Origin of the sequence: Pectobacterium parmentieri (genome assembly GCF_001742145.1) — a bacterium.
Classification (GTDB): Bacteria; Pseudomonadota; Gammaproteobacteria; order Enterobacterales; family Enterobacteriaceae; genus Pectobacterium; species Pectobacterium parmentieri.
On the sequence record NZ_CP015749.1, the window covers coordinates 3,590,808 to 3,610,480 of the forward strand.

Here is a 19,673-nt window from a genome sequence, read left to right on the forward strand (position 1 = left end):
AGATAGACATTATTACTATAAAAAAAGATGTAATTGACTATCTACAGTCCTCTTTCGCAAGGAAAGGATACTATCCCCACTTCGCGGCAAACATCTTTTACGATGCGTCCAGTTTCAACGGGTTTCAAAACGACGATGATCTAATGCTTGGTGAATCGGGTTTAAGCATAGCGATCTCCTTAAAGGAACATAATGAATATGTCAAAAAATCTCTAAAAAGGTGTGGAACTAAAACGAGTGTGCTTCCTCCCAATGGCGGAAAAAAACCGCCCAGCCAGCAGCTCAGCGGCAAGTGGCTGGAAGACCTCGGTTTTAACACCGGACAGCCGGTGATTGTCACCGTTGAACGCGGTAAACTGGTGATTGAGACGGAACTGCGCTTCTGACTGGCAGACAAAAAAATTCCGGCCTCTTTAGTGGCCGGGACTCATTTGAGATTATTATCATGAGCAAAAAAAACACAGATATCAGTAAATTTTTAAGTTACATATTACGTCATCAACCTGAAGCTATTGGTTTATCTTTGGACAAGGAAGGATGGGCCGTTATAAGCGATCTTGTTCTTTGTGCCGCGGAAGAAGGCTATACACTCGACAATAATCTTATTCAGAGTATCGTTAATAATAGTGATAAAAAACGCTTTACGATTTCAGATGATGGATTACGTATCCGGGCAGCTCAGGGACATTCATCACAACAGGTTGATATAAAGTATGAAGAAAAAACTCCCCCCGAGTTTTTATATCATGGAACTGCAACACGATTTCTAATATCAATTCGTGCTCAGGGATTACATGCAAAAGATAGACAATATGTTCATCTATCTGCCGATGAAGAGACAGCAATTCAAGTTGGAAGTCGGCATGGAAAACCGATTGTACTAAAAATAAAAGCCCTGACTATGTATGAACAGGGTTTTAAATTCTACCAAGCTGATAACGGGGTCTGGTTAACAGACATCGTTCCTTATCGGTTTATTCAAGAATAATTACACATCATCTTCAGCCTGCTCTGCTTTATAGCGGGCTGACTCAAAGCGAGCCATTTTTAACCATTCTGCAAAGTTATCTGTATAACCTCTGTCTTCCCAACCAGCAGAAGCAAAGGCATGAACATAATATACTTTTGGTTCTCCTGATGTATCTGCTCCATCAAAACAAGCTATATCATCAGAGTAATTTACTTTGGCAAAAGGCACTAACCTCCGGGTTGGGTACTTTCCCTTTACTTCCCTCATCCAGAAAGCAGAAGATTCCTTAAATTCACAAATAAATGACCACGGCTCGATATCAGGAATGACATCCATAGACATTATTTCGATATAAGAGGATGGATACTTAAACTTTTCAGGAAGTTCATCCTCTGTATATAAATACGCGCTCATCTTCTATTTTCCTCTTCCTGTAATTCTGGGATATTCATTTGAACCATAAGGGTTTTGAGTACCAAAGCCTCCAGATTGTTTATTTATTCTCCCCGTGATTGCCTCTCCCCACGTTTGAGGCACAAATCCACGTTTTCTGTCTGAAAACCGTTCGATTTCAGAATACGTTAATTTTTCATTATAGCTTCTGACGCCAGCTTCTCTGGCGGCACTGATCCTTGTATTATCCATACTGGTCATTTTGCCATCAGGCATCCTTATAACATCAACTGGATCACCCTTCCAGCCATCCTTTTTCATGCTGGAAACAAGATCATCATAAGTGTATTTCACACCTGTACCTCGATCTGTTTTATTGTGGGAAACGGTATTTTGTGAAAAACGGATTTCATTAGCATCAAATGAGGAAGTATTTCCTGTCGGTTTAACCGTGACTGGCTCATTGATTCCTTTTTTCCCAATCCCCGCCGCAATCCCCGCCGCACTAGTTCCTGCAACCTGTGCCAACGAGTTTATCGCAAGTTGCTTCGCCCCAGGAGAATCACCGGACGACAGTGCATTATGTATCGCCGCAATTCTGTCCGACTCAAGCTGGATAGTCGTCACCTGAAGAATAGATAATTCATCCTGCTCTTCCGAGCTTAAACCACCATTAACACGCGCTTGCTCCAACAACTGATTGGTGCGATTAGCATAATCAGCTTGTAACTTGCTAACTTCATTCTCCTTATCAACACAGTCCTTGGCACCTGTACATCCCACAACACTTTCATGTTGTTCGGCGTTAATTTTCTTGTATTTATCAATAATGGGATTTTCGCAGGCAGTACTGCCCTGACACTGAGCCATTTCCTGACTACGGGATTTGTTTTCCTGCACACTCAGCGCGTTATTCTCCACCGCATTCTGACTCGCCTGCGCGCCCGCTACCGCATTTGTCGTCGAGTCGCCCACCGTGCCGGCCGCCAGACCACCTGCCAGAAGCGAAAGCGTGGTGACCGTCTGTTTTTCGCTTTCCGTCATCTCCGAGATGGCTTTACCCGGGTAGAGCCTGTCGGCAATGACTCGCGCCGCCAGCTCACCCGTCGCCCCACCCGCTGCACCCGTTATCGCCTGTGCAACATTACCCCCCGCCAGTCCCTGCACCGCCGCCGAGACCGCCATTATACCCTGACGGATCGCACCACCCGTGCCAAGACCCGAACTGTTCAAGGCCTGAGTATAGGCTTTGTCATACGTCGTCTGATAAACATATTGCCGAATCTCGGCCTCTGTCGGATTCAAGTTCGGCTTATTACCTGTCGCAAGCGCGTCTCTCGCCATCTTCCTGTCAGCATCAGAGATGCCCCGCAGTCTTCGCTTTCGGTTCTCGACGTTGATAAGGCTGAACACGACGTCAAGTCAGCCCTCTGCACAACTGAAGTAAAAGAACCACAACCGCGGGCAAAAACCGCCCAGCCCGCAGCTTAAGCTCAGCGGCAAGTGGCTGGAAGACCTCGGCTTCAACACCGGACAGCCGGTGATTGTCACCGTTGAGCACGGTAAACTGGTCATTGAGACTGAGCTAAGGTTCTGACTGGCAAACAAAAAAATTCCGGCCTTTTTAGGGGCCGGGATTTTTTAATTCAACATAACCAATCGAGAAACCTGCATACAGAACTATTTATAACGTCCGAATTACTTATCCAACATGTTAGGATCGTACAAAGGCGAGGCCTGCATTTTGGGCTTGATTTCTTCATACCAAGCCTTAAAAATCCAGTCTTGTGGACGACTATTTATTACAGGATTAGCTTTGAGGTCTATTTCTATTGCTTTCTCTATATTTCTATAGCATTGCATATAATTGGATTTCGATAGCTTAGAAAAATCTAAGGTTTGATCATAGAAATCATAAGTTTCATAGATTTCCTCCATAATCTCTTTGCTTATTTGGCTCATGTAGGGGCGTAAATAATCAGCCATAATATCTATGGCTGAAGACCCCAATGACACACCATTATTTTTTGAAAAAAATAAAAAACCGGCCATCTTCACCTCATGATAACAATCTTTGCTTTATCTGCCTGCGACAATGAGTTGATGTGGTTCAATAGCTTATGTTGATTTTCAACATTTAAATTCCTGAAATCTAAGGGGACTATATCTGCTTTATCTAAGTGTGTACGTAACTGTGTAATATTTCTATCCCAATTGTTATTAAAAAACTTATTCATCCCTTCAATTTCTTTCTCTGATCCTTTTGCTGTTGTAAACATAAAGTCAACAGTTTTCCCTTTATTTGGTCCGCTGGAAAATACAAAATCGGCACCACTGGCATCAGGATCAACACGTTCCAATTTCCCACCCATAGTATTTTGCAATTCGGTGGCGGCTGAACCTTCTGCAAGCTTGTTCTTGCCAGCGTGAGGATCAAACTTCAATCGGTTTACTTCGTCAAGGTTAACAGCGGCTCCCGTATGAGCGACTGAGCCAGCAATTTCATCACTAGCCTTATTGATCAGCTTAGACGCTTCAGCAACATCCCCTTTCTTCAGCGCCATTTCTGCTGCTTTAATCGCTTTACCCGCAGCATCGCCCGCAATCGGAATTAACCCAACCATTGCGGCAAGATAATCAATCGCACTCTGCGCTTCCGCAAAGCCTTTGATATCACCGACCACAGGCACGAAGTCTACTCCAAAACCAGCAGCGCCTTTCAGCAATTCATTGCGATGTTCACTTATCTTGGCCGAACACGCTTCTGCACTCATTCCAGCACAGTGCTGTGCCTTGAACTCCTCAACCGCTGCAACAAGCTGTTTCTGCGCATTCTGATACTTCTCTTCCTGTGACACACCAGAGACTTTGTTCTCGATAATGTCACTCAGCGCGTTATTCTCCACCGCATTCTGACTTGCCTGCGCACCCGCTACCGCATTCGTCGTCGAGTCGCCCACCGTGCCGGCCGCCAGACCACCTGCCAGAAGCGAAAGCGTGGTGACCGTCTGTTTTTCGCTTTCCGTCATCTCCGAGATAGCTTTACCCGGGTATAGCCTGTCGGCAATGACTCGCGCCGCCAGCTCACCCGTCGCCCCACCCGCAGCACCCGCCAGCGCACTGTTACCGCTGGCTTCCGCCACTATCCCGCCCAGCACCGCGTGCGCTACCGCATTGGCTGCAATATTGACGTTATCATTTGCATCCGTCGTCGCTTTCTTGATTTCTGCCGCCAGATACGGCGCCGCTGCACCCGTTATCGCCTGTGCAACGTTACCCCCCGCCAGTCCCTGCACCGCCGCCGAGACCGCCATTATACCCTGACGGATCGCACCACCCGTGCCAAGACCCGAACTGTTCAAGGCCTGAGTATAGGCTTTGTCATACGTCGTCTGATAAACATATTGCCGAATCTCGGCCTCTGTCGGATTCAGGTTCGGCTTATTACCTGTCGCAAGCGCGTCTCTCGCCATCTTCCTGTCAGCATCAGAGAGACCTGCGGCCTTCGCATCGGCCTCCGCTTTCGCCGCTTTCGTCGCAATGATTGCCCCGTGCGTACCGGCAATATCCATCACCTGACTGCTGATTTCTGCAATCACCTGCATTTGTTGCAGGCGTTTCTGCTCTTTCTCTTTGTCAAAAATCGGGCTCAGCGTCTGGTTTGCATGTTCGACATCGTTACTCAGTTGTGCAACATCCTGACGCTGGTTGGCCTCATCACGGATGACTAGCTGTCCATTGCTGATCGCCGCACGCGTGGTACTCGCCGCATTACCGTCATTATTTCCACTTATCAGCGAGTTGGATGCCAAGTTACTGAGCATCTGCATGCCTACCGGCCCGCCAGTACTGATACCGACGCCACTATGCGAGGTCTTAAACTCTGCTCGGTTTTCAATATCGCTAAAGCCTAGCGTCCCGGTGTCTAATCGGTTTTTCGCAGCCTCTGCCGTGGAGCCAATCACCGCACCATCAAGCTGCGTATGGTTGCCCACCTGTACATCGTAGCCACCTTGTCCGGCAAACAGCCCGGTCTGCTCCTGCACGCTGCGATAATCGCTGTGCATTTTGTCCTTGCTCATGTTGAAACTGGCTGACGCGCTTCCCGCACCATAAATCGGAATGCTGACGCCTGCACTCATGCTCTGCTGCTTGCTGTTATACACGTCGCTGTCCTGCTCGCTACGCAACAGCAGATCGCGTCCGACGCGTGCCGTTACCTGCTGCCCGCTGACCTGTGCACCCTGCAATGTGGTATCGCGACCGCTGTTTAGCCGTACCTGACGCCCCGCATCCAGCAGCGTTTCAGTGTGGCTCAGCCCTTCACCCAGTTCGTTGCCTTTCGCTTTGTTCATGCTGGCGTTTACGCTCAGGCTAAAGCCGCCGCTGCCAGCACCAAGGCTCAGGCCAATGCTGCCACCTTTACTCTTGTTGCTTCCTTCCGTGTGCTGACTGTTCTGCGCGGACACTAGCTGGATATCACGAGCGGCATCCAGCGCCACATCCTGACCCGCGCGCAGCTCGCTTCCCTGCACCCGAATATCATCAACCGTTGCGGTCAGAGACAGGTTCCTCCCAGCGTTCAGGCTGCTGCCTTGCGCGGTGCGCTGCTCCACGGTTTGCTCGGATTTCGATGACTGGCTTCCCAGCGAGACGCTGACCCCCACAACATTGTTATTCGTAGGATCGTCCTTACCTTTCAGCGCAGCCAGATAGGCAGCCTGCCCCGCTTGTACGCCACTTAGTGTCGCTTTCACACCCTGCAAAGCTTGAAGACGGCTATCCTCCGTCTCTTTAGCCGTCTGTACCGTTTGTACCGCCGTATTCACCATTCCGCCAACCGTGCCACTCAGCGCCAGCGTTAACCCACTCTGCTTCTGTTCATAGGTCTGCCGCTGCGTCTGACTGTTCTCCGCCGCCGTCACCGCTAGCGTCTTACCTTGCAGCGCCAGATCCTGTCCGGCAACCACGTCACTACCTTTCACAGTCAGTTGATTACCCGCCAGCAGCGTCGTGTTGCCTTTTTCACTGCCTATGATGCTGGCTTTCTCACTCATGCCATCGGTATCGGTCGTGCTCTTTTGGCTGGCCTGCCCAATGCTAAATCCGATACCGCCACTGCCCATCAGACCGGATTTTTTCTCTTCCTTTAAATGAGTTTCCTGATGATTTTCATTCGCCGTCGTCACGGTAATATCGCGCCCGGCGGTAATGCTGACATCCTGCGTACCCGCAACGGAGCTACCCACGATCTGCACGTTATTGCCAGCACCGATCGCCACTGTCTCGCCGCTGAACGAACTCCCCACCGCCGATTGGTGCTGAATGCTATCATGGCGTTCACTGGACTGCGCAGAGAGCAGACCGCGACTGCTTTGCTTGCTGTGCTCCGTCAACGTATAGGATGACTCACCGCTGGTCAGATTGATGTCATTGCCCGCCTGAACCTGTAACCCCTGCTGCGCGGTGACGGATGCCGCCGTCGCATTCAGATTTTGTCCCGCGCGTAACGCTATCTGACCATTGGCGGCAATTTCGCTACCGATATCTTTGCTCGCCTGATAATGGCGATAATTATTGCTGTCCCAGTCGCTATTCTGCGTTTCCGTGGTCGTCAGCGTCGCCAGGTTCAGGTTATTCCCCGCGCTGATCAGCATGGAACTGTCGGCCCCCGAGTTAATCACCTGGCTACCGATCAAGTTGATATCTTTGCTGGCCGCCAGCGTCAGTTCACCCTTATCATTCTGAACATACATACCCGCTATGCGATCCAGAATGCGATTATCCTCACCGCCACCCAACGTGCTGGTACTGGTGATATTGCCGCCCGCCAGTGCGGTCAATTTATCTTCCGCCTGAATGACGCCACCGACATTATTCAGATCAGTACGAACCTGTAGCTGCACCTGTTTACCCAGCAGAGAACCTCCCTGATTGTCCAACGCATCAGACGAGATAAACAGGGTATCGCGCGCAGCAATACGTCCGCTGTTCAGCATTCCACCCGCTAGCCCAACAGAGATCGTATTCCCTGCTAGCAGACTACCCGCACCGATTTGTTCATTCGAGCGGACGTTGGTGTAAACCTGCGGAGCAAGTACAGTCTGTGAAGATCCGTCTGCCAAGGTCACCGATTTTCTCACCATCCAGACCATGTCGGTGGTGAGCAACGCCATCTGCTCCGGCGTCAGCGCCACACCCGGCGTCAATGAGAACTGACGACCAAATGCGATACCCGCATTCATCAATGCCTTGTACTGTGCTTCGTCGCTGTTATAACCCGCCAGATAGCGCTGCCCGGTTAGTTGGGCGATCTGTTCGCGTACTTCTCGCTGTTCGTAGAAGCCATCGCCTAGTCGTTTATCCTGCCCCTCGATACTGAAGGCCTGTAGCATATAATCAGAGCTAAGCCACTGTTTCTGGTTGGTGAAGCGCGCATCCGTTTCCACCAGATAGCGGCTTTCTGCGGCGGGTTGCAGCGTAAATAGACTACTGTTTGGCAAATTGATCGTCGGCGAACCAACCTGTTGATTAACACCGTTGGCACGCAGCGCCGTCACTACATAACCCGAACCGTCAAATGCAGCCTGATCGCGCCAGTCATGCACTTTTAGATCGATCGTTTCGACTTGCGCGGCTGGGGCATAGTTATTACCGTCAATCCCCTGTGAGGTTTTTGTTACCCCGCGCCAGTTCTTTTTCTTTTTGGCATACCAGCGTTCCTGCCACCCACTCTCAGACGTAGTACGTTCGCCCGGCGTCGCCAGATTGCTCAGCTCCTTCACACCGTCAATCAACAGACCTGCCGCAATCACACGGCTATCACTGTTGGTCATCCGTGCCGCTGTCAGATACAGATTATTACCGGACAGAATCTGCCCCGGATCGCTCTCTTTCACCCGGGTTTCATTCACCGTTCGGGTATAGATGTAGCGATAGAAGTCCTCACTGGCATATCCATCCGGCATATGTGCAGTGTTCACACCGTATTTATTGTCTGTAAGCCAAATATCGCTCCAGTTGTAGCGTGTGGTATGTCCACGCAGTACGGCTTCATCGATGTGGGTCGCGCTGGTAACGATTTCCGTCACCAAATTATCGTTAACGTTATTAATCTGGCCAGCGGACAACGTCATATCACCAATGGACTCAATCGTGGCGCTATGGTTATTGATGGCATCAGCCTGGCCTGTCGCTCTACTTTCCGCATCCAGATTACGTCCCAACGCCATCACGCCATCGCTATAAATCAGGCCGTGTTGACGATTGTTGAGCGTACCAACGCCCAGATCCAGACGCTGGCGTGCGGCGATCGTCGCCCCCATGCCAGCTTCATTCAGATTATTCAGCGTCTGCGCTTGCAGGCTGATCCCGTCGCCATAAATGCGACCGCTACCGATATTGTTTAGCATGCCCGCATCAATACGGGTTAGCCCCCCATCGATCAGGCCACGGTTGGTTAACGAATCCGACAGTGCCAACCGCGTCTTCTGACTACTGATTTCACCATTGGCCTGATTATCGAGACGTGCTGCCGTCAGCGTCAGTTCGCTGCCGGACTGAATTTTCTGGCTGTTGGTGACGTCCCCTGCCACCGAGAGATCGAGTTTACCGTTTGCAATCACATCGCTCTGGTTATCGAAGCGCTGTGCGGCCGTGAGCGACATGTCACCCAGTGACAACAGTTGGCCGTCGCCGCTCAGGCTATCGGCCTGTACATCCAGCTTTTTCCCGGCGATGAGCGTGCCGCCAGTATTATTGACGGCTTTCGCCGCCGTCACCTTAAGGGTGTTATCCGCGCTGACTTTCGCTTTACGGCTTGAAACCGATCCGCTGGTGGCGTTGAGCGTAACATCGGTCGCCTGCGTCTGACCGCCATCGGTATTCACCTCTGCCGCCGCCATTGTCAGCGACCCGCCCGCAAGTTGCTGGCCGTTAGCATCAGCACGCTGGCTAGCTGTCAGAGATAGATTGCCCGTTTGCGCCACCGAGCCGTCACTGTTGATTCCCGCCCCCAGCACTGCGCCTTTCTGGTTGGTGATATTTGCTGCTTTCACTGTCGCATTGCGCTGCGCAGCCAGTACGCCACGGTTAGCGGTCTGTTGCCGAGTGCTGACACCGACATCACGCTGGGCGTAAACCTTGCCGCTATTATCCAGTTCACGGCCTGCCAGTTGTACATCCTGTGAGGCATTAATGCTGCCACTGTTCTCAATGCGGCCATCGGCAGAGATCGTTACGCTTCCTGCCTGTGCGCCAATCGCCCCCGCGTTGCGTACCCCAACGCCTTTCTCCGTACCAATGAGCTGGATTTTACCCGCGTACATACCGCCGAGTTGTGCTACGTCCACCGCCAGCTTCGGCTCTGTGCTAGCCGTTGACGCTGAGGCCGTCGCTGCTTTCTCAATTTTCTGCTGCTCGGCATCAACGGTATTGCGCCCTGCCGTCACTTTCAGATCGTTCGCCCATAGCCCGGCGTTGATTTCTACACTCTGTGCGATCAGGTCGGTATAATCCTGACGGCTGGAATCCATCCCCGCCCCTTGAACGCGAATAGTGCCTCGCTCAACCTGGTAGCCCTTAAGTTGACCGTTTTCCATCATCGCCTTGCCGGTCGTCAACGTCGCCCGGTTCGCATTGATGAAACCGCAGCCGTCACAGGTGATGCCAGACGGGTTGGCGATGACGACCTGTGCTTTTTTCCCTGCGACTTCGATATATCCGTTTAATTTGCTGGGATCGCGTGAATTCACTTCATTCAGAATGATCTTTGCTTCGCCTTTAGCCAGCCACGGGTTACCCGCAACCCAACCACCTTGCTGTGTTTGCACCTGATTACGCGAGTTATTGAGAATGGCACCCTGCTGATTCACATCGAACTGGCTGTAGACATTGCGCGATACGCCACCTTCACTTGGCGTTTGAATATTGACCTGTGGCGTCCCGTTTGCCGTTTGTAAGATGTTAGGTTTTTGGTTACCGGGCGCGTTGCCGTCCGCGACAATGTTCGCCTGTGCCACAGGCGCAAGCGTGACAAATCCCATCACCCCCAGCAATAGGAACGTCAGTGGAGAGAGTCGCCCGGTTATCTGACTCAGCGTTGGCCCAAGGCCCAACGGAGAGGAATCCTTGACGCAGCCGCGACACAGTTCAGAGACCACCATCAACACGCCGCGAGCGCGGTTAAAAACGATGCGATACAGGTACTTATTCATTCTTGTTATCCATTCAAAGAAGGAAATTTTTCAACAAACCGGTTTACGACTGGTGCATTCCAACGGCTGCTTCAGTACCGCCAGTTCAGGCTGAAACCGAAGACAGCCGGGCTGGTTTCAAAACCATCAGGCTTGGAAAGCGGAATCCCCGCAAACAGGTCATAGCCGGTGTTCAATACGTTGCCACGTACTCCAATGACACCACCTGCCAAATGGTTACCAATCAGCCGCTCTTTACTGTTGTTACTGATCTCACCGTAATCCACACCCAGATACAGTTCCTGATTCCGAAGCGGCGTGCGCCAGGCGAGCTCATTGCGTACCAGCCAACCGTCGTCGGCGCTGAGCGTGAGCTCACCGTCAAAGCCGCGAACCGTCCAGCGGTTACCAATCGAGAATTGATCCTGTGCCGTCAGGCGGGTACTCGCGAGCTGACGACGGTATTGCACGTTGTAGCGGAAAGTTTCATCAAACACGGCGAAGGGAACATCCAACTCGGAAGAGAACTGAATAATTTTTGATAGCCCGGTTCCTTCATTATTGGTTTCTTCTGGAACGGGTTGCGCACCAAACCAGCGAGTACCGCGCTGATAGCTAACGGCAGCATCCAGCGTGGCTTGGGAAATATAGTGACGATGCTGTAAGCCCAGACGCCATCCCGCCGTTTTACGCCGCTGTACCTCAACCTCGGTATCATTGACAAAATTGCGTGATTCACGCGTCATGACCTCATAACTCACCGACGTCTTCTGGCTACCACTACGATGTAACATTCGACTCAGTTGAAAATTGAGGCTCTCGTTTTCACCTTTATAGGTATAGTTTTCATTCAATCCGGCTATCGTCTGGTGATAGTCATAACCGCTGGCGGTCATCCCAGCCTGCCAGTAGCCAAACGGCACCGAGTAATGGGCAACGTAGCTCTTACTACCTTTGCTGGTACGCCCTTGTAGATCGTGACCACCGTAGAGATAGAACGTGTCGCTCAGTGAAAAGGGATTATCGAGGAAAAACGTCAGACCGCCCTGATAGCGCCCTGTGCTTTTGGTGCCGGAGTCGTCCAGCGTCGCACCAAGCCGCCAGTGTTTTGCTTGTTTATAGCTAACAACGATATCGCTCTCGCCCGGTTTCTCTCCTGGAACCAGTTGCATATCAGCCCGTGCTGTCGGCACGCGCTGCAAATTCTCCAGCCCCTGCTCGATATCGCGTAAATCAAGCAGTTCACCTTCACGTGCAGGCAAAGCGCTATAGAGATGAATATAGCGGTCACTGTCCGGCGACAGCGTTATCTTGCCAACCTTACCAGCCATCACCACCAGCTTCAGCGTACCGCTTTTCAGATCTTGAGCGGGCGCCAATACGCGGGCAGTTACATAGCCGTGATTCACCAGGCGATTTTGCAACGCGCTCATTAACAAGTTAATGCCTTTACCGCCCAGACATTGGTTCACTGCCTGATCGGCCAGCCGCTGCAACGGTAGCCAACTGGGGAAATCCTTCGTTCCCTGTAATTCCACCTTGTTGATGGGAAAACAGGGCGTCATCTCCACGGGAAAATGCAACCGTGTCAGAAATGCCCCCGGCTCTTGCAGGCGGACATCTGGAGCCTGAGGTGAGAGCTGTCGCTCTTGCGCACGCTGCCGTTCCTGCTGATTAATTTGCTGCTGGTTGATCTGACGTTGATCGAGCTGTTGCAGCTCAACTGGCGTGGCGGCATTCACCATGACTGCAAAGAAAGGTAAAGGCAGCGTGAAGGCTAACGGACGAAACAATACAGAGAGCGTTAATGGGATGGATTTTATTTTATTGATTTTTAATGAAAAAAAACCAATGAAAACGTTCCTTGTCATGGTAAATAAACCTGAGCATTAAAATAATTAGTTACATTTTCATCTCAGATAAAAATATTAGGAATGGGAACAGTCTTATTCGTTCTTATGGGTAATTGGCAGGATCGCGGGGAAAACGAATGGGTGAGAGAGGCGTTCAGATAGGTTTGAGCATCGAGATATGTACCGCATAATGCTGCGGTTCTGAGGAATTAACCGTCTGTTCCCTTAGCGAAAACGGGTAAGGGAACAGACGGTGGGGCATTTAACGATTAGCGGGCATCGGACAGTGCAATGTTCTGACGCAAGCCGGGCAGAATACCGTTCATTTCCACGTTTTCTCTTGCGATCTGAAAACGGGAAACAGACTGTTGCAGGTTAATAACCTGTTCCTGAAGCGCATTTGCTGAGGTCGCCACTTCTGATACCAGTGACGCATTCTGCTGCGTCACACCGTCCATCTGATTAATAGCGATGTTAATCTGCGAAATACCGCGGCTCTGCTCGCTGGAAGCCAGCGTGATCTCATCCATGATATCAACCACTTTTTTCACATCCATCAACACTTCGTCCATGGTGTTACCGGCCAGTTCAACCAGCCCTGCGCCTTTTTCAATGCGGCTGAGGGAAGCATCAATCATGGTGCCAATCTCTTTCGCTGCCGTCGCACTGCGCGCAGCCAACATCCGTACTTCAGAAGCAACCACCGCAAAGCCTTTGCCGTATTGACCCGCACGGGCAGATTCCACCGCAGCGTTCAGTGCCAGCAGGTTGGTCTGGAAGGCAATGCCGTCGATCACTCCAACAATGTCGGAAATCTTGGCAGAACTCTGCTTAATAGAACGCATCGTATCAACCACTTCGGTGACAACATTCCCGCCGCGAGATGCAGAATCCGAGGCTTTCAACGCCAGATCGTTGGCTTTACGCGTGTTGTCTTCGTTGTTTTTCACCGTTGACATGATCTGTTCCATGCTTGAAGCCGTTTCATCCAACGAGGCCGCCTGCTGCTCGGTACGGCTAGAGAGATCGATATTGCCGGATGCGATTTCCTCAACACCAACGCTGATCGCATCAGTGCCGTTACGTACCACCCGCACCATGTTTTCCAGCCCGTCACGCATGCGCTGAACCGCGGCGAACAACTGTGCAATTTCATTTTTCCCGCTGCTATCAATCTGTGCGCGCAAGTCACCTTCCGCGATGCGGTCAAAGACGGAAATAGCCTGATTCAATGGTTTTACAATAAGGTTGGTCATCACAGACCAGGCCAGTGCTGCCAGCAGCAACGCACAGGCAATGGCGGCGTACAGGATAGTTTCCATCAACTCCACACGCCCATTCGAATCCGCGTAGGCTTCATCAATGCTCTTCAGCTTAAAGGCAACCAGCGCTTTAGACGATTTATCAAACGCGGCATACAGCACCGTCGATTTCCCGGCACGCTGGCGATATTCATCCAAATTCCCTGCGTTAAGCGCCGCAAATGCTGGATCGATAAACTCCTGCATCAGCGTATTACGTTTCTCAGCCATGTCCGCAGAAATGATTTTTTCTTCTGCAGACTGTGGATATTTCAGGTAGTTCTGCCATTTCTCGCTGGCACCATCGACCTTGCCTCTGGCGCGTCCCAGTGCAACTTTCGCTGCCTCGACGTCTCCTTTCCCCATTAATGATTCGTACAGACGTAAATCTAACCGACCACGCAACAGCAGTTCGGAACTATCATTCAACGCGACTAGCCCTGGCAGCACTTCCATATCGACACGGGCAAATGATTTATTCCCCGACTGAACTGCAACCAACCCTAAAACGCCGACAAAAAGCAGTAGCGCCGCTAACGAAAACACCATCATGCTGAGGGCAGTACGGATCTTTATCTTACGAAACATAAATTATCCCTGTAGTCTGAAAATAAGGAAGGGTGGGTGCCAGCTCCAGAGCAGAGCCGTTCAGTTATTTACGTAATAGTCGTTATATTTCAATTTCCAGACGTGTTGATTCCACGAACTGAAATAAATCCATTGTAAAAGCGTAATAAATAAAGGAACAAATAAAGAAGATCATGGCCGACAGAAAACCTATTTTCTGTCGGCCATTAAAATTTATTTTTTATTCTTTTTCTGAGACTGATTTTTGTCTAAGAAACGTTGCAACTCATCTTTATAAAACTTCGCCGACATCATCGTGCCATGCCCGCTGGTTTCGCTACTGGCGGGAATAAGGAACACGGTTGCCTGCTTAATTTTCTTAAGCTCATTATCCAGGATGCCTGTTTCAACAGGATTACGCTCATCATCCGCAGAGTTAATCACCAGAACAGGCGCTTTAATTTTATTCAGCTCCGGGGCAGCATTATAATTTGCAGACGACCCCCAGATATAAATAAAGTCATTGGCATCGCTGCTTGACGGTGCAGCAAGGCGATCTTCTACCAGTTTGTCTGCCTGTGCTCGCGTCGGCGCTTTGCTCTGATAGGCCAGCGTTCCGCCAGTAGTGGCGATACTGAACATGATGCTAGCCGTTTTCAGCGTTGGCGGCTGCTGCGTGTAATCACCATTATTCCAGGCCGGATCGTTCTTGATGGACTCAATCAAGATGCGACGCATCATCCAGTTACGGCCAGACAGCTCATTTGGCAGCGACGCCATTGGCACCAATGCATCCATCATGTCCGGGTATTTTTCCCCCCAGAGCCAGGTCTGCATTCCCCCCATGGAATATCCCATCACCAGACGCAGGTGGTTAATACCCAGTCCTTCTTTGATTAAGCGGTACTGGGCCTGCACCATATCGTTATAATCGTATTGGGGAAATGCCATCCGTAAGCCGTCTGACGGTTTGGAGGATTTTCCAGAACCAATGCTTTCCGGCATGATAATAAAGTATTTGCTGCTATCCAGTGCCTGCCCCGGCCCGAACAACTCCCCGCCAAAACCATTTGCTAACAGCGCTTTAATCGGCTGGTTTGTTCCATGCAGTAATAACACGGCGGGCTTGGTTTTATCACCGAGCGTGTAATAGTGAATGCGCAGATCTTTTAATTTTTCGCCACTGCTGAAGGTAAATTCAGGCGCGATCCAGTCGCCTTCTTGTGGTGCTGAAAAATTTATCTGTGCATACGTTAATGGTGACAGCATTAACAGAAATGCACCCACCACCCCTGATAGTATTCGGTTAACCATAAATAGCTCTTCGGTAATCATGACGTCGTGAAGCCGCGATTTTAATGTCTATTAGGAAAAATCCCAATCACCATAAGTGAGCTAATAATAAAAAGATATTATTATCTGGATTTTTTATTTATAGCGAACGATTCTATAAGAAATTTCCAATAGAATGATATTTAACACATTCCTGTTAATCAACTGACTACGCCGCTCATACTTTCCGCTCGACATTAACGTCCATAAAAACAGCAAAAAGCAGGGGGAAGTTGTTCACATCACGAATAAGAATGCCGATAGTGCACAGTAATATCCGCGCACTATCGGCATATGGCAGGGGGTAAAATCAGCGTTGAGGATCAGTGCTTATTCATTTCTCTTTCAATCGTTCTCAGCCGCTCGTCCATATCTGGATGTGTACTCAGCCAGTCAGGTAAATCCAGCGATTCAACTTCATCCTCGCTGCGGTCGTGATTGATCAAGGCCTGATACATTGCCTGCATGGACTGAAGCGAACGCCCTTGCTGTTGCATTTTTGCTATTGCCCATGCATCGGCTTCCCGCTCCATATCGCGAGAAAACTGCATCTCGTTGATAAAAGCGGCAGACTGCAACACGATATCCCCCACGCCACTCACATCTCCTGTCATCCACATGAACGTCAGCGATACCAATGACGAACGCACGACCATACGCATTGGATGGCGGTAGGCGTGGTGTCCCATTTCATGCAACATCACCGCAGCCAGCTCGTTATCACTTTTCGCCAGCGTTACCAGATCGTCACTGATAATCAGCGTGCCATCTGCCAACATAAAGGCATTCGGCCCAATAGGCGCCGACATAATCTCCAGGCGCAGCGGCGTTTTGTCTTCCCGCATGTCAGCGGGCATAACCTGTTGAAACAGCGTTTGCATCGCCTGTTGGCGAGCAATAGGCAGTTTTGAAGGTTTAAAATCACTGTGCCGTAACAGCGTTAGCGTATGTTGCCCCAATTGCTGTTCGATCGCGGTAGGAATGTGTAGCGCCAACGCGGAGCTCGCCCACGGCAACACCACATAGACATAATTTATGACGATGAATAGCGTGGCAAATAACGTGAGAATCACGCCACGCTTATGGCGTTCCAGACGATGGACCAGCCCAGGGCGACGGCGCGCGGAATACCACGCACGAAATGTAGGATCGTCGGCAGGAACAAAGCGACCGCCGTCAGGAAACGTTAACGTCAGGGGAATGGATCCCAGCGCATCGGAAACCGCGACCTGCTCCAGTGTAAATGTCGTATTCGATGACTCCGTGCTCAGCACCATCATCGAACCATTGTCCGTTAAATGAAGAGAAGCGGCCACGCGGGCCGCCAATCCGGGGTATTGATAATGCCCCTCAATATTCATATTCCTGCCTTATAACTTACAGGCCGACACCCAAATCGAGGGCTTGTACGGCTTCTTCGGCCAGAGCACTGTTTGCCGTGTCTTGATGCGCCTGAACGTGCAGCAGTGCCAGATCACCTTCAACCATCGTCGCATTCGCGAGGTAGCGAGCATGACGAATCTCTGCCACCGGTGCAGCCCAACCGAAAGAAAAGACCGTAATCAGGCTATTGGTTATCAGCAGCCATATGTAAGACAGCGTTTGCATGGAAGAGTGCAATTTCACACCGCCGCTCAGCGATGTCTGATTGAACAGGTAATTACGCTGTGCGACCAGTTGGTAGCAAGTAGAAGCCAGCCCCCCCAGCAGCAGCACAAGCAGCGTGATCATCAGATTAAGAGTATTGCTCGCCATCATACTGATCACCTCATCTTCATTTCCGCCACCCGTTATCGCGGTCTGGAATGATGTTAAGAAGGACGAACTCATGAATGACAGTCCTACGATCACAAAAGGAATAATAATCAGTACGCCAATCAGGCCAATTTTAATGAATGCCGCTTTCGTCAATTCCGCGTTAAACGCCGTTTTACCGAAAAACAGGTTATTCACATAGAAATCAAGCTGCATCATTTTCATGATGCCATTCACCACAGCAAAACCCGGAGTAGCAAGCACTAGGGCGATGAATATAGCCAGAATCGGGCTATTGCTCTGCATACCAATAACCATCACAACAACCAGCACGGCATACAAAGCCAGAAGAAGCAAAATAGGACAAAGCAGTAATACCCAATATGCGCGGCCTGTCTGGCAATGATAATTAAAACGAATACCACGGTAGCTGGACATAATGGCGTTATAACGCCAGTTACGGATTACAATAATCGGAATGAGGGCCGCAAATGCCAACGCGAGCAGTACGCCAAGCGTCGGTGACGCGGCCATTACGGCATAAAAAAGAATAATACCGGCAATAACCAGCAAACGCCCTTTTAAGATTTGAATAGGCTCGGCGTGGTAGTCAAAACGGTCACCATTAATTTCCGTATTGCCGTAGAAATAACGGCGGCGGCGCACTGTCGCCCATGCAGAATAAATTCCCAAGGTGATTGCCGTTAATAACGCATTCACCAGCCAAATTGCAAAATATTCCCCAGCCTTACCATGAAACTGCACGCGATGCTGCGTGTTATTTTTTGAAGTATTGGTAGTCATAACCCTTTCATCCTAAAAGAAATAAACCTCATAAATGCTTTATTGGACACGCTATCGGCATACAAAAAGCGGCTTATTTAAGCATGTCCTGTTAACGACAACAATAAAAGTTAACAGCAATTAAACAAATTTATATACTGATTAATTATTAGGAATAGGGTAATTCATAGAGAAACTGACGTGCTGCCACTTGAACTATGACAGGTATAGACGTTGCATCGAGGTGGTCTGAAATGGTATTACAATCGGTCAAGATCATTACCCTCATAAACCGTAAGAACAAGAGTATGTATTATGACAACTGCGACCTCCACTAATCTTCAGGTACGCCTAATCACTGCGCAGGACGATGCCACGATTGCACAGGTCATCCGTCAGGTTTCTGCTGAATTTGGTTTAACGGCCGATAAAGGTTACACCGTTTCCGACCCTAATCTGGATGCGTTGTTTGCCTTGTATAACCAGCCGAAAAGCGCCTATTGGGTTATTGAATATGAAGGCCGCGTGGTTGGCGGTGGTGGGATTGCGCCGTTGGTTGCGGGTGAAGAAGATGTCTGTGAATTACAGAAAATGTATTTCTTACCCGTCGTGCGGGGCAAAGGTCTGGCACGTCAGTTAGCAATACAAGCACTTGATTTTGCTCGTCAGCATGGCTTTCGCCGCTGTTATCTGGAAACGACGGGCCACTTGACCAGCGCAATTCGGCTATATGCGTCGCTGGGCTTCGATGCGATCCCCCATTCAATGGGCAACACAGGCCACACCGATTGTGAAGTAACGATGCTGAAAGTGCTGTAGACAGCCATACCGATTGTTTCAGGATCGAGATTCCGAGGGAAATACGGTATCCGCATTTAAGCGATCGACATAACGATCGCGTAAAAACCAAATAAAAACGCCGCAGGATATTCCCGCGGCATTCTGTGAGGCAGGGTTGAAGCTCAATGATTAATGGCGCTTACCGTCATCATCTTCGTCATAAAAATCTTCATCATCCCCTTCTTCGCCTTCACCATCTGGATCTTCGAAGTAAGTACCCCACCCGTCGTAATTCACACCGTGACGTTCTGCCAGCGCCAGTAGCTGTTCTACCTGTGCGTCGATCAGTTCCGCATTCAGCGCAACTTCACTGATCGCATCACAGCACATCAGCAACACACCATCTTCCACTTCCAGTTCTTCCGCATCCGTCACTTCATAGCCCAGCTTGAAGGCTTCTACAGCAACTTTCTCCAACACTTCAAACTTCTCAGCAGAGAAATGGTGTTCAATGGTATAGAGCGCGTCAGGATCGCTGCCATCATCCAGCAGTTCTTCAATGATCAGGCGTGTCTCTTCCCGTTGCTCTTCCAGTAATTCGCGATTTGCCATGCCTCAGTCCTCATTAATCGACGTAATATTGCTTATTGTCCCACAGCCCTGCGGCTTGCTCCACCACAAAGTTTGATATCACCACTTGAATTTGAATAATTACACATATAAAGTGAATTTTAATTCAATAGAT

General features: G+C 50.0%; 14 protein-coding genes. 4 read left to right on the forward strand and 10 right to left on the reverse strand.

What is annotated here, in order from left to right:
• The first annotated feature begins 239 nt into the window (after window positions 1-239).
• Window positions 240-386, forward strand: coding sequence for a SymE family type I addiction module toxin (locus tag A8F97_RS24755; protein ID WP_071822816.1), 147 nt, complete (start codon window positions 240-242; stop codon window positions 384-386).
• Between the two features lie 59 nt (window positions 387-445).
• The gene (locus tag A8F97_RS16270) at window positions 446-988 is read left to right on the forward strand and encodes an RNA 2'-phosphotransferase (RefSeq protein WP_012822219.1); all 543 of its coding nucleotides are present in this window, start codon (window positions 446-448) and stop codon (window positions 986-988) included.
• Here the strand turns inward: A8F97_RS16270 and A8F97_RS16275 are convergent, their stop codons facing one another.
• Together A8F97_RS16275 and A8F97_RS16280 are read right to left on the reverse strand one after the other, a co-directional pair.
• Window positions 989-1,384, reverse strand: a complete 396-nt coding sequence (locus A8F97_RS16275) for an SMI1/KNR4 family protein (RefSeq protein WP_012822218.1) — start codon at window positions 1,382-1,384, stop codon at window positions 989-991.
• Between the two features lie 3 nt (window positions 1,385-1,387).
• Window positions 1,388-2,707 (reverse strand): VENN motif pre-toxin domain-containing protein, encoded by a 1,320-nt coding sequence (locus A8F97_RS16280; RefSeq protein WP_033070773.1) that lies wholly within the window; start codon window positions 2,705-2,707, stop codon window positions 1,388-1,390.
• A gap of 163 nt (window positions 2,708-2,870) precedes the next feature.
• Here A8F97_RS16280 and A8F97_RS23455 point away from each other — a divergent pair, with 163 nt between their 5' ends.
• The gene (locus tag A8F97_RS23455; protein ID WP_198338176.1) at window positions 2,871-2,960 is read left to right on the forward strand and encodes a SymE family type I addiction module toxin; all 90 of its coding nucleotides are present in this window, start codon (window positions 2,871-2,873) and stop codon (window positions 2,958-2,960) included.
• Window positions 2,961-3,061: 101 nt separating this feature from the next.
• On the opposite strand, the gene A8F97_RS16285 is transcribed toward A8F97_RS23455, so the two are convergent.
• The 7 genes from A8F97_RS16285 to A8F97_RS16315 form a co-directional block, all read right to left on the reverse strand.
• Window positions 3,062-3,415 (reverse strand): hypothetical protein, encoded by a 354-nt coding sequence (locus A8F97_RS16285; RefSeq protein ID WP_025919473.1) that lies wholly within the window; start codon window positions 3,413-3,415, stop codon window positions 3,062-3,064.
• Window positions 3,416-3,417: 2 nt separating this feature from the next.
• Window positions 3,418-10,578: a two-partner secretion domain-containing protein gene (locus A8F97_RS16290; protein ID WP_082218585.1), complete on the reverse strand. Its 7,161-nt coding sequence runs from the start codon at window positions 10,576-10,578 to the stop codon at window positions 3,418-3,420.
• 71 nt (window positions 10,579-10,649) lie between these two features.
• A complete protein-coding gene (locus A8F97_RS16295) occupies window positions 10,650-12,302 on the reverse strand; it encodes a ShlB/FhaC/HecB family hemolysin secretion/activation protein (RefSeq protein WP_227001635.1) in 1,653 nt (550 codons plus the stop codon).
• A 377-nt stretch (window positions 12,303-12,679) separates the two neighbouring features.
• Entirely contained in the window at window positions 12,680-14,299 is a 1,620-nt protein-coding gene (locus A8F97_RS16300) for a methyl-accepting chemotaxis protein (protein ID WP_012822214.1), read from the reverse strand.
• Between the two features lie 213 nt (window positions 14,300-14,512).
• Window positions 14,513-15,592: an alpha/beta fold hydrolase gene (locus A8F97_RS16305; RefSeq protein ID WP_025919470.1), complete on the reverse strand. Its 1,080-nt coding sequence runs from the start codon at window positions 15,590-15,592 to the stop codon at window positions 14,513-14,515.
• 341 nt (window positions 15,593-15,933) lie between these two features.
• Window positions 15,934-16,971: a M48 family metallopeptidase gene (locus tag A8F97_RS16310; protein WP_012822212.1), complete on the reverse strand. Its 1,038-nt coding sequence runs from the start codon at window positions 16,969-16,971 to the stop codon at window positions 15,934-15,936.
• Window positions 16,972-16,987: 16 nt separating this feature from the next.
• Window positions 16,988-18,169 carry a YjgN family protein gene (locus tag A8F97_RS16315; RefSeq protein WP_012822211.1) on the reverse strand — a complete coding sequence of 394 codons (1,182 nt, stop codon included), beginning with the start codon at window positions 18,167-18,169 and terminating at the stop codon, window positions 16,988-16,990.
• A gap of 294 nt (window positions 18,170-18,463) precedes the next feature.
• Between A8F97_RS16315 and A8F97_RS16320 the strand changes: the two genes are divergently transcribed.
• Window positions 18,464-18,967 carry a GNAT family N-acetyltransferase gene (locus A8F97_RS16320; RefSeq protein WP_012822210.1) on the forward strand — a complete coding sequence of 168 codons (504 nt, stop codon included), beginning with the start codon at window positions 18,464-18,466 and terminating at the stop codon, window positions 18,965-18,967.
• A 150-nt stretch (window positions 18,968-19,117) separates the two neighbouring features.
• Here the strand turns inward: A8F97_RS16320 and rraB are convergent, their stop codons facing one another.
• Window positions 19,118-19,540, reverse strand: a complete 423-nt coding sequence (rraB, locus tag A8F97_RS16325; protein ID WP_005973685.1) for a ribonuclease E inhibitor RraB — start codon at window positions 19,538-19,540, stop codon at window positions 19,118-19,120.
• Window positions 19,541-19,673 lie beyond the last annotated feature (133 nt).

Coding starts and splice junctions, on each gene's coding strand:
- A8F97_RS16270 (WP_012822219.1), top strand. CDS start 446: ATGAGCAAAAAAAACACAGATATCAGTAAATTTTTAAGTTACATATTA.
- A8F97_RS16275 (WP_012822218.1), bottom strand. CDS start 1,384: ATGAGCGCGTATTTATATACAGAGGATGAACTTCCTGAAAAGTTTAAG.
- A8F97_RS16280 (WP_033070773.1), bottom strand. CDS start 2,707: ATGGCGAGAGACGCGCTTGCGACAGGTAATAAGCCGAACTTGAATCCG.
- A8F97_RS16285 (WP_025919473.1), bottom strand. CDS start 3,415: ATGGCCGGTTTTTTATTTTTTTCAAAAAATAATGGTGTGTCATTGGGG.
- A8F97_RS16290 (WP_082218585.1), bottom strand. CDS start 10,578: ATGAATAAGTACCTGTATCGCATCGTTTTTAACCGCGCTCGCGGCGTG.
- A8F97_RS16295 (WP_227001635.1), bottom strand. CDS start 12,302: ATGGTGAATGCCGCCACGCCAGTTGAGCTGCAACAGCTCGATCAACGT.
- A8F97_RS16300 (WP_012822214.1), bottom strand. CDS start 14,299: ATGTTTCGTAAGATAAAGATCCGTACTGCCCTCAGCATGATGGTGTTT.
- A8F97_RS16305 (WP_025919470.1), bottom strand. CDS start 15,592: ATGGTTAACCGAATACTATCAGGGGTGGTGGGTGCATTTCTGTTAATG.
- A8F97_RS16310 (WP_012822212.1), bottom strand. CDS start 16,971: ATGAATATTGAGGGGCATTATCAATACCCCGGATTGGCGGCCCGCGTG.
- A8F97_RS16315 (WP_012822211.1), bottom strand. CDS start 18,169: ATGACTACCAATACTTCAAAAAATAACACGCAGCATCGCGTGCAGTTT.
- A8F97_RS16320 (WP_012822210.1), top strand. CDS start 18,464: ATGACAACTGCGACCTCCACTAATCTTCAGGTACGCCTAATCACTGCG.
- rraB (WP_005973685.1), bottom strand. CDS start 19,540: ATGGCAAATCGCGAATTACTGGAAGAGCAACGGGAAGAGACACGCCTG.